Source organism: Collinsella sp. AF04-24, from assembly GCF_003465685.1.
Taxonomy (GTDB): Bacteria; Actinomycetota; Coriobacteriia; order Coriobacteriales; family Coriobacteriaceae; genus Collinsella; species Collinsella aerofaciens_AP.
In genome coordinates, this window is sequence record NZ_QSBK01000011.1 from 39,662 (window position 1) to 53,543 (window position 13,882).

General features: G+C 62.1%; 8 protein-coding genes and 1 pseudogene. 8 read left to right on the top strand and 1 reads right to left on the bottom strand.

Features of this window, described 5'->3' with window-relative positions; all coding sequences use genetic code 11:
- The first annotated feature begins 19 nt into the window (after positions 1-19).
- On the top strand, positions 20-2,332 hold the full coding sequence (locus DWV32_RS05750; protein WP_158566090.1) for a DUF4012 domain-containing protein: 2,313 nt from the start codon (positions 20-22) through the stop codon (positions 2,330-2,332).
- Positions 2,333-2,415: 83 nt separating this feature from the next.
- A pseudogene (glmM, locus tag DWV32_RS05755) lies at positions 2,416-3,746 on the top strand (phosphoglucosamine mutase).
- Positions 3,747-3,959: 213 nt separating this feature from the next.
- Here glmM and DWV32_RS05760 read toward each other — a convergent pair.
- Positions 3,960-5,534, bottom strand: coding sequence for a carboxypeptidase M32 (locus tag DWV32_RS05760; RefSeq protein WP_117757541.1), 1,575 nt, complete (start codon positions 5,532-5,534; stop codon positions 3,960-3,962).
- A gap of 504 nt (positions 5,535-6,038) precedes the next feature.
- Between DWV32_RS05760 and pheS the strand changes: the two genes are divergently transcribed.
- The 6 genes from pheS to DWV32_RS05790 all read left to right on the top strand — a co-directional run bounded on the left by pheS (position 6,039) and on the right by DWV32_RS05790 (position 13,638).
- Positions 6,039-7,115, top strand: a complete 1,077-nt coding sequence (gene pheS, locus DWV32_RS05765; RefSeq protein WP_040359117.1) for a phenylalanine--tRNA ligase subunit alpha — start codon at positions 6,039-6,041, stop codon at positions 7,113-7,115.
- Positions 7,116-7,295: 180 nt separating this feature from the next.
- Positions 7,296-9,749, top strand: coding sequence for a phenylalanine--tRNA ligase subunit beta (gene pheT, locus DWV32_RS05770; protein WP_117757542.1), 2,454 nt, complete (start codon positions 7,296-7,298; stop codon positions 9,747-9,749).
- A 250-nt stretch (positions 9,750-9,999) separates the two neighbouring features.
- Entirely contained in the window at positions 10,000-11,082 is a 1,083-nt protein-coding gene (gene cbiM, locus DWV32_RS05775) for a cobalt transporter CbiM (protein ID WP_117757543.1), read from the top strand.
- Complete coding sequence (locus DWV32_RS05780; protein WP_117757558.1) at positions 11,060-11,896, top strand: energy-coupling factor transporter transmembrane component T; 837 nt, start codon at positions 11,060-11,062, stop codon at positions 11,894-11,896. Before cbiM ends, DWV32_RS05780 begins: the two co-directional genes overlap by 23 nt.
- A gap of 44 nt (positions 11,897-11,940) precedes the next feature.
- Complete coding sequence (locus DWV32_RS05785) at positions 11,941-12,711, top strand: energy-coupling factor ABC transporter ATP-binding protein (RefSeq protein WP_233540418.1); 771 nt, start codon at positions 11,941-11,943, stop codon at positions 12,709-12,711.
- 78 nt (positions 12,712-12,789) lie between these two features.
- Complete coding sequence (locus tag DWV32_RS05790; RefSeq protein ID WP_117645957.1) at positions 12,790-13,638, top strand: hypothetical protein; 849 nt, start codon at positions 12,790-12,792, stop codon at positions 13,636-13,638.
- Positions 13,639-13,882: the final 244 nt, after the last annotated feature.

Below are 13,882 nucleotides of genomic sequence, written 5' to 3' on the forward strand. Positions count from 1 at the left end.
CAATTGCGAGGATTTCTTTATGGCTGGTAATCACTTTAAGGGCAGCGATAGCGGCCGTCCTGCAGTTCCGCCGCGTCCGAACGGGGCTGGTAAGGCCGGCACGCCGGGCGGCGCTGGGCAGGGCGGTTCCGGTAAGCGCGTGTCCCCGGGCGAGACGGCGATGTTTACCGCTCTGTACGAGCAGTCTCAAAAGGCAAAAAAGACCGGCCGTGCAAGAGGGAATGTCTTTGCGGGCGGTGCAACCTCCACGTCGCAGCCGAGCGGGGCCCCTTCGATACCTGCGAACAACGCAGGTGCTGCCAACGCCGCGAATACCGCCGGCAACGTTAATGCCGGCAAGGCCGCCAACAATACTCCCTCTGCCGGTGGCGCGGGGCTTACGGGTAACCTTGGCACGATTTACACCGGCGCCTCCGAGACTGGCACGTTCGCCCGCCTGGATGATAGCGGTGCCGAGTTTGCGGGCTCGGGTTCCAAGGAAGATTATTACGATTTTGGCTTGAACTACGGTAGCGACGCTTCGTCGAGTTCGACCTCTGACGGTCTGGTCCGTCATCGCCATCGCAAGGGCGAGCGCAAAAAGCGTCACACTGGCGCCATTATTGCCGCTGTAGTCGCGGTGCTTCTCGTTGCGCTTGGCGCAAGTGGCTTTATGCTGCTTAACTCGGCAAAGACCGTAAAGAGCGAAGCGAAGGAGGCTGTCGAGATCGTCGGTGGCCTTAAGGACAAGGTCACGTCGGGCGATTTTTCGACGCTGCCTGACGACGCGAAGAAGATCGATGAGCTCTGCGATAGCATGAAGGCGGAGACCTCGAGCCCGCTGTGGACGGTGGCTTCGTTTATCCCGGTGTATGGCAGCGACATCAATGCGGCCCGCACCATGATTGATGCCCTGTCCGATGTCTCGAGCAACGCGCTGGTTCCCATGGCCGACAACCTTTCGCAGGCCACGCCAGGCAAGCTGTTCCAGGACGGCATGATTAACGTGTCCGCGCTGCAGGCCGTTGCCGATTCGCTTTCCGATAGCTCCAAGGTGTTCAAGAGCGCCAACGAGAAGATCCAGGGTATTGGCGATACTCATATTTCCCAAGTGACCGAGCTGGTCGATAAGGCCAAGGACGGCTTTGCCACCCTCAACGGCGCGGTTGACGCGGCTGAGAAGGTCGCCCCCGTCCTTCCGCAGATGCTCGGCGCCAACGGCCAGACGCGCAACTACCTTGTGTACGCCATGAACAACGTCGAGATTCGTGCCTGCGGCGGCTTTGGCGGTTCGCAGGGCCTGATTTCGGTCACCGACGGCCAGATGTCGATTGGCGAGTTTGTTCCCCGCATTGGACTCAGCGAGGATGAGGCAGTCGAGAGCGTCGACGAAGAGGATGAGGCGCTGTTCGGCAACCACAGTAACCTGTACAACTCGGGCAATACCTATTCGCCTGATTGGCCCCGCAACTCGCAGCGTGTCGCAGCCCTGTGGAAATCTCAATATGGCCAGGACGTTGACGGCGTCGTGGGTATCGACCCGGTGTTCCTGCAGTATCTGCTGGGCCTGGTCGGTAACGTGTCGCTGCCCGACGGAACGGTTGTCGACGGCACCAACGCCGCAAAGGTCCTCATGCACGATGTGTACTGGAACTATCCGGTCGAGGAGTCGGACGGCATCTTTGCATCCGTCGCCAGCGCTGCCTTCGACAAGATCCTTGGCGGTATCGGCGATGTCGATGTTACGAAGCTTGTCAGCGCCGTTGAGCGCGGTGCCGAAGAGGGCCGCCTGATCGCGTGGATGAAAAACGATGACGAGCAGAACGCTATCAAGGAGATGAACATCGACGCCTCGCTGCCCGATCCGGATGACCCGAGTGAAGATCCCGTTGCTGGTGTCTACTTTAACAACCTGAGCTTCTCCAAGCTCGACTGGTACCTGAATGCCGATACGCAGATTGGCCAGGGCATCAAGAACGGTGACGGCACATGCTCGTATCGCATCACCGTTACCCTGACGAACATCATGACGCAGGAGGAGGCCGGCAAGCTGCCCGACTACGTCGCGGCGAGCGCGCCCGATGCCGCGCGCGACGACGAGCGTCTGAATGTCTCGTTGTTTGCCCCGACGGGCGGCATCATTACTGATCTGACCGTCGAGGGCACCCAGTTTGGTCTTGGCGCCGCTACGTGGCATGGAATCCCCTTCTATTCGGGCACCGTTGACCTGCATGCTGGCGAGACGACGACGATCACATATACGCTGACCACGTCAGCCGAGGCGGGGGACAAGTCGCTTACGCTGCGTCAGACTCCTACATGCCAGGCGGCTCGCGACAGCGCGTCGGCGTAGGGTTTTTCTGGTAGCGCAGATAATCGAGTACCATTTTGGGGCGGACAGGCAATCTGTTCGCCTCTATTTTGTAAGGAGAGCGCATGAAGTACTTTGGCACCGACGGCTTTCGCGGTGAGGCTAACGTTGGGCTGACGGTAGAGCACGCTTATAAGATTGGCCGTTTTGTGGGCTGGTATTACGGCGCCAACCGCGAGCGCAAGGCGCGCGTCATCGTGGGTAAGGACACGCGTCGCTCGAGTTATATGTTCGAGGCGGCGCTGGTGAGTGGCCTGGTCGCGAGCGGTGCGGACGCCTATATGCTGCACGTGATCCCCACGCCGGGTGTAGCGCATCAGACCGTGGAAGGCTGCTTCGATTGCGGCATCATGATCAGCGCGAGCCACAACCCGTTTTGCGATAACGGCATTAAGCTCGTCAATAGCGACGGTTTTAAGATGGACGAGGACGTACTGGAGCTCATCGAGGACTACGTCGATGGCAAGAGCGAGGTGCCACTGGCCACGGGCAACCACATCGGCGCCACGGTGGACTACATGCAGGGCCGCAACCGCTACATTGCCTCGCTCATCGCCAGCGCGAACTTTTCGCTGCAGGGCGTCAAGATCGGCATCGACTGCGCCAACGGCTCGGCGTCCTCGGTGGCCAAGCCGGTGTTCGACGCGCTGGGCGCCGACGTGCGCGTGATCAATGCCGCGCCTGATGGTTTTAACATCAACGCGACTGCGGCTCCACGCATATGGAGCGTCTGCAGCGCCACGTGGTGGAGCAGGGCCTGGACGTGGGCTTTGCCTATGACGGCGATGCCGACCGCTGCCTGGCCGTGGACGAGCGCGGCCGCGTGGTCGATGGCGACCAGATCCTGTACGTGTGCGGCGTGTACCTGAACAAGCACGGTCGCCTTTCGGGCGGTACCGTGGTTCCGACGATTGCCGGCAACTTTGGCCTGATCAAGTCGTTGGAGCTTGCCGGACTGAGCGCCGTGACCAGCGGCGTGGGCGACCGTCACGTGTATGCCAAGATGCGCGAGGGCGGCTACAGCCTGGGCGGCGAGCAGACGGGCCATACGATCTTTGGCGATATCGAGCGCACGGGCGACGGCATTATGACCTCGCTGCGCGTGATGGAAGTGATTCGTGCCGAGCGCGAGACGCTCTCGCAGCTCACGGCTCCGTGCAAGCTGCTACCGCAGGCGCGGGTGGCCGTGCGCGTGGCGGACAAGGACGCCGCGCTCGAGAACATGGGCGTGCAGAACGCCATCGCCGAGGCCGAGGCTGCGCTGGCAGGCGAGGGCCGCGTGCTCGTGCGCAAGAGCGGAACCGAGTCGGTTATCCGCGTGCTGGCCGAGGCGCCCGACCAAGCATCCGCCGATGCCGCCATGAAGCGCATCGCAAGTGCTTTGGAAGCTCTTTAGTTACGCTGTTTTACCAAACCGCGTAACTGCTCGACGCTGCAAACGGCCCCAAGCGGCAATCTGACGTTCAATTTCACCCGGCACTTGGGGACGTTCCTATTGTGCCGGCATGAAAGGAACGTCCCCAAGTACCGGGTCTCTGGCTTAGATGAAAAAGGGGCGCCGCGGAACCAACCCGCGGCGCCCCCTTTGCGTTGGCGTGTCGCCTAAGCTTTACAGCTGATACAGCGTGGTGAACTTGTCCTGCAGGTAGCTGCAGTAGTAGCGGGCATCGAACGCCATGCCGCAGGCGCCCTTGATGAGCTCCGGCGCGTCCTTGGCGCGGCCCCACTGCCAAATGCGCTCGCCCAGCCAGGCGCGGACGGGCGCCAGGTCGCCGCTCGCACAGGCGCCGTTAAGGTCGACACCGTCGCGGCACATGGCCGGCACAAACATGGCGTCGTAGGCGCTACCCAGTGCATACGTGGGGAAGTAGCCAAACGAGCCGCCGCTCCAGTGCGTATCCTGCAGGCAGCCGTGCGTGTCGTCGGGAACGGGAATGCCCAGGTACTCGTTCATAAAGCGGTTCCAAAGCGCGGGGATGTCCTTGGCCGTGGCCTCGCCGGCAAACAGCATGCGCTCGATCTGGTAGCGCACCATAATATGCAGCGGATAGGTGAGCTCGTCGGCCTCGGTGCGGATCAACGACGGCTGCGCGATGTTCACGGCGCGGTAGAGCGTGTCCTCGTCGACGTCGCCGTAGACCTCGGGTGCGTGGCGGCGCAGCACCTCGAGCAGCGGTCCCATAAAGGCGCGGCTGCGACCCACGGTGTTCTCGAAGAAGCGGCTCTGGCTCTCGTGGATGCCCATGGAGGTGCCACCCTCAAGACAGGTGCGCGCATAGGCAGGATTGACGCCCAGCTCATACATGGCGTGTCCCGCCTCGTGGATGATGCTGTAGACGTTGGAGATGCAGTCGTCTTCGTAGATGTGCGTGGCGATGCGCGCGTCGCCCACCGAGAAGCCCTCGCTAAACGGGTGCTCGGTAAAGGCAAGCGTGGTGTCGTCCAGGTTCATGCCGACAAGCTTCATCAAGTCGAAGCTCATGGCGCGCTGGGCGGCCTCAGGCACGCGGGCGTGCAAAAAGTCGGCAGCGGGCTGCTGGCCGCGCTCGCCAATGGCATGCACGAGCGGTACGACCGTGGCCTTGACCTCGTCGCAAAACGCGTCGAAGTTCTTGGCGGAAAGGCCACGCTCGTACTGGTCGAGCCAAACATCGTATGGGTCGCGCTTGGGGTCCATGAGCTCGGCCTGATGCTTAAGTTGGGCGACGATTCTATCTACATAGGGCTCAAAGCTCGCCCAGTCATTGGCCGTCTTGGCCTTGTGCCACACGGCGTCGGCCTCGCAGGTGAGCCTGGTCCAGGCCTCAGCCTCCTCGGTGGGAATGACGCTTGCCTCACGCTGGTCGCGGCCGAGCACGCGGATCTCGTCGAGCAGCTGCGGGTCGTCTACATGTCCGCCCGCGACGGTCTCTCGTGCCAGCGAGCGCACAAGTTCGACAGACTTTTTGCTGGTCAGCAGCTTGTGATGCTCGCCAGCAAGGGTGCCCATAGCATCGGCGCGGGCCGCGGCGCCGTTGGCGGGGGCAATGGTCGCGCCGTCAAACTCGGCAATCTTGAGCAGGTACTCACGAGTCCACAGCTTGCCTTCGAGCTTGCGGAATTTTTTGACGGCCTTATCGACCTTCATGCCTTTGGATGTCTTGCCCGCTGCAGGCTCGGCCTTCTTATCGAGTTTCTTTCCCATACCATATCCTTGATCTCGTGAGCCGAGCGCTTCGGGTGGGCGCGCGGCCAGTTTGCACAGCTACCTGCCTTGTACCCAGCACGAACAAAACGGAACGCGGCGATACGCCCACACAATGTGGTATCCTATAGCCCAATGCGTTGACGGAGAGGGTTTTGCCCGCCGCGTCGCCGGCAAGAGAGGGAAGGTCATGGGCTGCAAGCCTTCCTGCGGTGGCAAGGGCCAAGCGTTCACTCCCGAGCAGCGACCTCAACGGGCGCGCGGCTAGCGGCGGCGAAGCCCCAGTAGGGAAGCCGTGAGCCTCGCGATAAGGGGCGCAGAGTGGGCACGGCGGGCCAGACATCCGCCGGGTCAAACAAGGTGGTACCGCGGAATTCAACCGTCCTTGGGCAATGCACATGCCCGAGGACGGTTTTTTGTTACCGAACCGGGCCGCGTTTTCGCAACGCCGGGCGGCGGCAGTCGTCCCGGCGAGCGGGGAGCGCGAGAGACGAAAGGGAAGACATGAGTCTGATTGATGATCTGGTCAAACTCGAGGAAGAGGCCAAGGAGCTCGTCGCAGGCGCCGACGACGCCGCCAAGCTCGAGGCTGCGCGCGTCGAGCTGCTCGGCCGCAAGGGCCGCATCACCGGCCTGATGCGCATGATGGGCAAGCTTGCCCCCGAGGATCGCCCCGTCATGGGCAAGCGCGCCAACGAGATGCGCCAGCTGATCGAGGGCATGCTCGATGAGCGCACCACCGAGATGAAGGCCGCCGCCCTCAAGCACGCACTCGAGCACGAGGCCGTCGACATCACGCTGCCGGGCATCCGTCCGCAGATTGGTCACCAGCACCTGATCAAGCAGATCATCGAGGAGGCCGAGGACATCTTCTGCGGCATCGGCTACACCGTCGAGTCCGGCCCCATGGTCGACACCTCCTACTACAACTTCACCGCGCTCAACGCCCCCATGGATCACCCGAGCCGCTCGGCCCGCGATACCTTCTACGTGGTCGACAACAACCCCGGCAGCGTCGCGCACCCCGAGGCCCACGCCCATGGCGAGTCCGACGTGCTGCTGCGCACCCAGACCTCGGGCGTGCAGATCCACACCATGGAGTCGCAAAAGCCGCCCATCTACATGATCTGCCCGGGCACCGTTTACCGTCCCGATACAGCCGACGCTTGCCACCTGCCGCAGTTCAACCAGATCGAGGGCCTGGTCGTCGACGAGGGCATCACCTTTGGCGATCTTAAGGGCACGCTCGACTACTTTGTTAAGTGCATGTTTGGCGAGGATCGCAAGACGCGTTACCGCCCGCACTTCTTCCCCTTCACCGAGCCCAGCTGCGAGGTGGACGTGAGCTGCCACGTCTGCGGCGGCAAGGGCTGCAACTTCTGCAAGCACAGCGGCTGGATCGAGATCCTGGGCTGCGGCATGGTCGACCCCAACGTTCTTATCAACTGTGGCATCGACCCCGAGAAGTATACCGGCTTCGCCTTTGGCATTGGCGCCGAGCGCGTCGCGGCCCTGCGCTACGACCTGCCCGACCTCAGAACGCTCATGACGGGCGATATGCGCTTCCTGAACCAATTTTAAGTTGACCTGTCCCGGCGGCTTCCCGAGCCACCGCACCTTGCCTTTCAATCGTCGGTTGCGTACCTAAGTACGCGGCCCTCCTCTTTCAAGGCAATCTGCGGCACCTCGGAAACCCGTCTCCGTAGCTGGAGTTTTCCGACTGTTTATTGCAGGCGTTACAGATGAAAGGAGACCAGTTAGATGCGTGTTTCTTACGACTGGCTCAAGACCATGATCGATATTCCGGAGGATCCCAAGACCCTTTCGGACGAATATATCCGTACCGGCACCGAGGTCGAGGCGATTGACACCGTGGGAGAATCCTTCGACCACGTGGTGACCTCCAAGGTGCTCACCAAGACCCCTCACCCCGATAGCGACCATATGTATGTGTGCTCGGTCGACGTGGGTGACAAGAACCTCGACGCTGACGGCAATCCCGCTCCGCTGCAGATCGTCTGCGGCGCGCAGAACTTCGAGGCCGGCGACCACATCGTCACGGCCATGATCGGCGCAGTTCTGCCCGGCGACGTCAAGATCAAGAAGAGCAAGCTTCGCGGCGTCGTGTCCATGGGCATGAACTGCTCCGCACGCGAGCTCGGCCTGGGCGGCGACCACTCTGGCATTATGATCCTGCCCGAGGATACGCCCTGCGGCATGCCGTTTGCCGAGTATGTGGGCTCGAGTGATACTGTGCTCGACTGCGAGATCACGCCCAACCGCCCCGACTGCCTGTCCATGATCGGCATGGCCCGCGAGACCGGCGCCATTTTCGATCGCGATTTCCACGTTGAGCTGCCCGCCATCAAGGCGGAGACTGGCCGCGCGACCGACGACGAGCTTTCCGTCGAGATTGCCGACGAGGGCCTGTGCGACCGCTATGTCGCCCGCATCGTGCGCAACGTGAAGGTCGGCCCGTCGCCCGACTGGATGGTCAAGCGCCTTAACGCCCTGGGCGTGCGTCCGCACAACAACATCGTCGACATCACCAACTACGTGATGATGCTCACCGGTCAGCCGCTGCACGCCTTTGACCTGGACACCTTTGCCGAGCGCGATGGCCACCGTCGCGTGGTGGTTCGCGCCGCCCAGCAGGATGAGAAATTCACGACGCTCGATGGCGAAGAGCGCGTGCTCGACGCCGGCATGGGCCTTATCACCGACGGCGAGCGCCCCGTGGCGTTGGCCGGCGTTATGGGCGGCATGGATTCCGAGATCGAGGACGACACCGTCGACGTGATGGTCGAGAGCGCTTGCTTCAACGCCGGTCGCACCTCGCACACCAGCCGCGATCTGTCGCTGATCTCCGACGCCTCCATTCGCTTTGAGCGCCAGGTTGACGAGACTGGCTGCGTGGATGTCGCCAACGTTACCTGCGCGCTCATCGAGGAGATCGCCGGCGGCGAGGTTGCTCCCGGCTATGTCGATGTTTTCCCCGCGCCCAAGACCATCGACAGCATTAAGCTGCGCCTGGCCCGCGTGCATGCCATCTGCGGTGCCGACATCGAGCCCGACTTTATCGAGCGTTCGCTTACCCGTCTGGGCTGCACCGTCGAGCGCGACGGCGAGGACTTTATGGTTACCCCGCCGAGCTTCCGTCCCGACCTGCCGCGCGAGATTGACCTGATCGAGGAGGTCCTGCGCCTATGGGGCATGGGCCGTGTGACGGCGACCATCCCGGCTGCCAAGAACCACATCGGCGGCCTGACCCGCGAGCAGAAGCTCACCCGCAAGGTCGGCGAGATCCTGCGCGCCTGCGGCCTCAACGAGACCACGACCTTTGGCTTTGCCGCCCCGGGCGACCTGGAGAAGATCGGCATGTCCACCGAAGGCCGCGGTTGCCCCGTGGTGCTCATGAACCCGCTGGTAGCCGAGCAGACCGAGATGCGCCGCTCGCTGTTGCCAGGCCTGCTGCAGTCCGTTGCCTATAACGAGGCCCACGGCACGCCCAACGTGCACCTGTACGAGGTCGGCAGCCTGTTCCACGGTCGCGAGAACGCCAGCCTGCCCAAGGAGACCAAGTCCGTGGCGGGTGTGCTCTCGGGCCAGTGGAGCGAGCAGTCCTGGAACATGAAGTACCGTAAGCTGCGCTTCTTCTTTGGCAAGGGCATTGTCGAGGAGCTGCTCGCCCAGCTGCGCATCGAGAAGGTTCGCTTCCGTCCCGTCGAGGGCGAGGGCTACGCTTTCTTGCAGCCGGGTCGTGCGGCCGAGGTTCTGTCCGGCGGAACCGTGCTGGGCTGGGTCGGCGAGATTCACCCCGAGGCGCGCGAGGCGATGGGCATCGATGAGGTCGTCGTTGCCTTTGAGCTCGACTTGGACAAGCTGATCAAGGGCGCCCGCAACCAGGAGAACTACCGTGAGTTCTCGCAGTACCCGGCCGTTGAGCACGACCTTGCCATTGTGGTTGACAACTCCGTGACCTGTGAGGATCTTGAGCGCCGCATTACGAGCGCCGGCGGTAAGTTGCTCGAGGGCGTGCGCCTGTTCGACGTCTACCGCGATCCCATCCGCATCGGAGCGGGCAAAAAGTCCATGGCCTTTGCGCTTACGTATCGCTCCGACGACCACACGCTTACCAGCGAAGAGGTCGAGAAAGCGCACCAGAAGATTGTCACCAAGGTATGCAAAGGCGTAAACGGCGAGGTCCGCGGCTAGGGCTTGCGATGGGGGGCGTAGGGCCTGATGGCGGTTGCTGCGGAGCTCTGCGCGACCGCGGTGTTCGGAATAAGGCATCGCTGACCCTGCATATATGACACGCGCATTACAAAACGGCGTGCTGCTTTTGTGGCGGCGCGCCGTTTTGCTATCATAGCCTGCGGCGTGTTACGAATCATCTAGCTCGTAACACTGATGAAATGGTTCAAGCGGCGCTGCAATCCCATGTGCCGGCAACCGGGAGGCGTATATGCACATTCCAGATAACTACCTGTCCCCGCAGACCGATGCCGTTATGGCGGTGGCGATGGTGCCCGTATGGGTTCACTGCATCAAGAAAGTGCGCGCCACGCTCGATCGCGAGCATATGGCCTTTCTGGGTATTTGCGCTGCGTTCTCCTTTTTGCTCATGATGTTCAACGTGCCGCTGCCCGGCGGCACCACTGGTCACGCCGTCGGCGGCGCACTCATCGCGCTGCTGCTGGGCCCCGAGGCCGCGGCTATCGCTGTCTCGGTCGCGCTGGCGCTGCAGGCGCTGCTGTTTGGCGACGGCGGCGTTTTGTCGTTTGGCGCCAACTGCTTTAACATGGCCTTTGTGCTGCCGTTTGTCGCTGCTATCGTGTTCCGTGCGCTTAACAGCCGTCTGCACGACAAGAGCTGGGGCACCTCGGTTTCTGCCATCGTGAGCGGTTGGGTCGGCCTGTGCCTGGCGGCCCTGTGCGCGGCAATCGAGTTTGGTATTCAGCCGATGCTCTTCACCAACGCTTCGGGCGCCCCTCTGTACTGCCCCTTCCCGCTGTCCGTGGCTATTCCGGCCATGTTGATCCCGCATATGCTGGTTGCCGGCGTGATCGAGGGCGTGGCGACGGCCGCCATCTACGGCTTCATTAAGAAGACGGCGCCGAGCATTATCGTCGGCCCCGAAGCCGCCGATGGCCAGCTTGCCGCCGATGGTACCGCCAAGAAGACTTCCCTGATTCCCACGCTCATTCTGGTCGCCGTGCTTGTCGTGGCTACGCCGCTCGGCTTGCTCGCCACCGGTGACGCCTGGGGTGAGTGGGACGCCGAGGGCGCCGCGACCGCCGTTCAGGAGGCTGGCGACGACAGCCTGCAGGCTTCGGTCGGCCTCGATACCCCGACCTTTGCCGACGCCCTGCCCACGGGCGATTATCTGCAGGCCTATTCCGAGGAGCAGGGTCTTGGCTTTGCCGGCCAGGCTGCCATGTATATCCTCTCGGGCGTGATTGGCGTGGCGGTGCTGACCATCGCATTCCGCCTGGTCTCGCTGACGGTCAAGGAAAGCGGTGCTCATGGCAATAGCCGAGCTGCCTAGCTGGCTTACGGTCGAGCAGCGTTACGAGCCCGCGGGGGCTCGGCATCGTGTGATGCAAAAGAATGTCCTGCACCTGGCGAGCCTGCTTGAGCGGGTTCGCCTGGGTGGAGGCGCGCACGAGGGCGGGTCGATGGTCGACCGCGCCCTTTCTTGCGTTTCGGCTCCGGTGCGCCTGTTAGGGATGTTCGTTTGCGTCCTGTGCGTGTGTCTGACGCAAAGCCCGCTGTACCTGATGTTGATGGCGGCGATCGCGTTGGTGCTGGTCGCGGTGCGCCCCGTACGCGGGCTGCGCGCTACCTTTGTGCCGGCGTTGGCTGCCACGGGGTTTGCCGTGGTTCTGGCGCTGCCTGCCCTGCTGCTGGGTGCTTCTGCCACGGGCGCCATGCTCAAGATTGCACTCAAGACGTTCATTAACGTGTCGCTGGTGCTGGGTGTTTCGTGGACGCTCACCTGGAGCCGCATGTCGGCGGCGCTCAAGATGCTGCATCTACCCGACGAAGTTATCTTTACGTTTGATATGGCGCTCAAACACATCGAGGTGCTGGGACGCACGGCGCACGATCTGTGCGAATCGGTCATGCTGCGCAGCGTGGGTCGTGCACCTGCGGGTTTTTCGCGCACCGACTCGCTGGCGGGTATCATGGGCATGACGTTTATCAAGGCGATGGAATGCAGCCGCGCGATGGACGAGGCTATGCTTTGCCGCGGCTTTGCCGGTGCGTATCCGGCACCCGCGCGCGCCGGGTTTGGCTGGCGTGATGCGGTCTATGCGGCCGTCGTGGTGCTGCTCGCCGTGTTGTGCGCGGTGCTGTAGCGCGGGCGGCCGAGCCGTCGATGTGGATAGGGAAGGGCGACGTTTTGGCAAACGATACGAATGGCGTGATGGGCGCGAGCGGTGCTACTGGCGCCAAGAGCGTGCCGCTCATCGAGTTTCGCGACGTGGTGTTCTCCTATGCGGGGCATACGGTTGTCGATGGTGTGTCGCTGCAGGTCGATCGTGGTGAACTCGTTGCCCTACTCGGTCCCAACGGCTGCGGTAAGACGACGATTATGCGCCTTATCAACGGTCTTGAACTAGCGGACGCGGGTGCGTACCTGTTTGACGGGCACGTGATCGATGCGGCATATCTCAAGGATTCCGCAGCCGCTCAGCGTTTTCATCAGCGCGTGGGCTTTGTGTTCCAGAATGCCGATGCGCAGCTCTTTTGCGCTACGGTGGGCGAGGAGGTCGCGTTTGGTCCCGCGCAGATGGGGCTGCCGGCAGACGAGCTCGAGCGCCGCGTGCGCGATGCCATGGAGCTGTTCCAGGTTGCCGATCTGGTCGATGCCTCGCCCTATCAGCTTTCGGGCGGGCAAAAGAAGCGCGTTGCGCTGGCTGCGGTGGTGTCGATGAACCCCGATATCCTAGTGCTCGATGAGCCCACCAACGGGCTCGATGAGGACTCGTGCGACATCGTAGTCAACTTTTTGCTGGCCTACGTTGCTGCCGGTAAGACGGTTTTGATGAGTACGCACCATCAAGATTTGGTGCGCCGCCTGGAGGCCCGTGCCATCTATATCGATCGATATCACCATGTGGTCGAGGCGCCCGTGCCGTCGTATGGAACCGAAAGCGGTGCTGCGGAATAGTTGCTGCGTAGGGTATGTATGGTCGCCTGTGCGACTCTGCCGTGATGGTATAGTTAACCAGGTTTTATGGGGGTGGCTATGCCAAGTTGGAACATTCATATCGCTCAAACGGAGCGCTTGCTGGCACGTGCTAGCGTGCTTGCCGATAGCGTGCGCGACCGCAATGCCTTTTTGTTTGGCTGCGTGATTCCGGATATCTTCGTGGGCTATATGGTCCCTGGCATCGCCGATCCCATTCCGTATCGCATTACGCACTTTGCAAAGCCCGAGCCTATCCCTAAGCCGCGCGAGCACGAGTTCTGGGATACCTATGTGGCGCCGCTGCTTAAAGGCGCACCCGCGGGCGAACCTGCTGAGGCTACCTCGATTGTCGAGGAGCGCGAGCGACTGAACCGCGTGCACTATCCTCAGCGCTACAGGGATGCCGAGCCGGTTGTCGGTCCCGGCGCCTGTGAGTTCTCGCTTGCGTCCGAAGATGTGGCGCAGTCGCTGCTCGATTTAACGCTGGGCGTCTGGTCGCATCTGGTGGCCGACACGGTATGGAACACGCGTGTGAACCAGTATCTGGAAGCACACGGCGGCAAGCCGTGCGAGGAATTCCGCATTAAAAAGCAGGGCGATTTTGACTGGTTTGGCAAGACGCTGGGCATCGTTTCCATTCCGCGTGCGACCGATCGCCTCTATACCGCTGCGACGCGTTTTGGGCAGTATCCCATCCATAAAGAATATGTGCTCAAGACTATCGGCGTCATGCACGAGATTGTACGCGAAAACCCCGGCGAGCCCGATCATCCGCCGTATCGCCTGCTAACCGAGGAGTTTTTCGATGCAACGTTTACCGAGGTCATCGAGCTGACCGAGGCGGGATTTGCGGCTCGCGTTGCTGCTTCTGACGTTCCCGCAGTCCCCCTGATCGCTAGCTGCTAGCCGGCCGGCTTAACGGTGAACAGTTCATTCCAATTGACCAACGGCTCCCGTCGCAGGGCGTCTTCGGTGGTGCGCTCGGCATCGGAGAGGCTTGCGACTGAACACAAATCGATGATGCGGCATACGAAGAAGGTCTAAAAAGGGCCCGGAAGGCGAAGCCTTCCGGGCCCTTTGCAATGCAAGCATGCTTGCAAGTGCGATTTAGCGCACCTGAGCGACGTAAGCGACGTTGGTCGAGGAGACC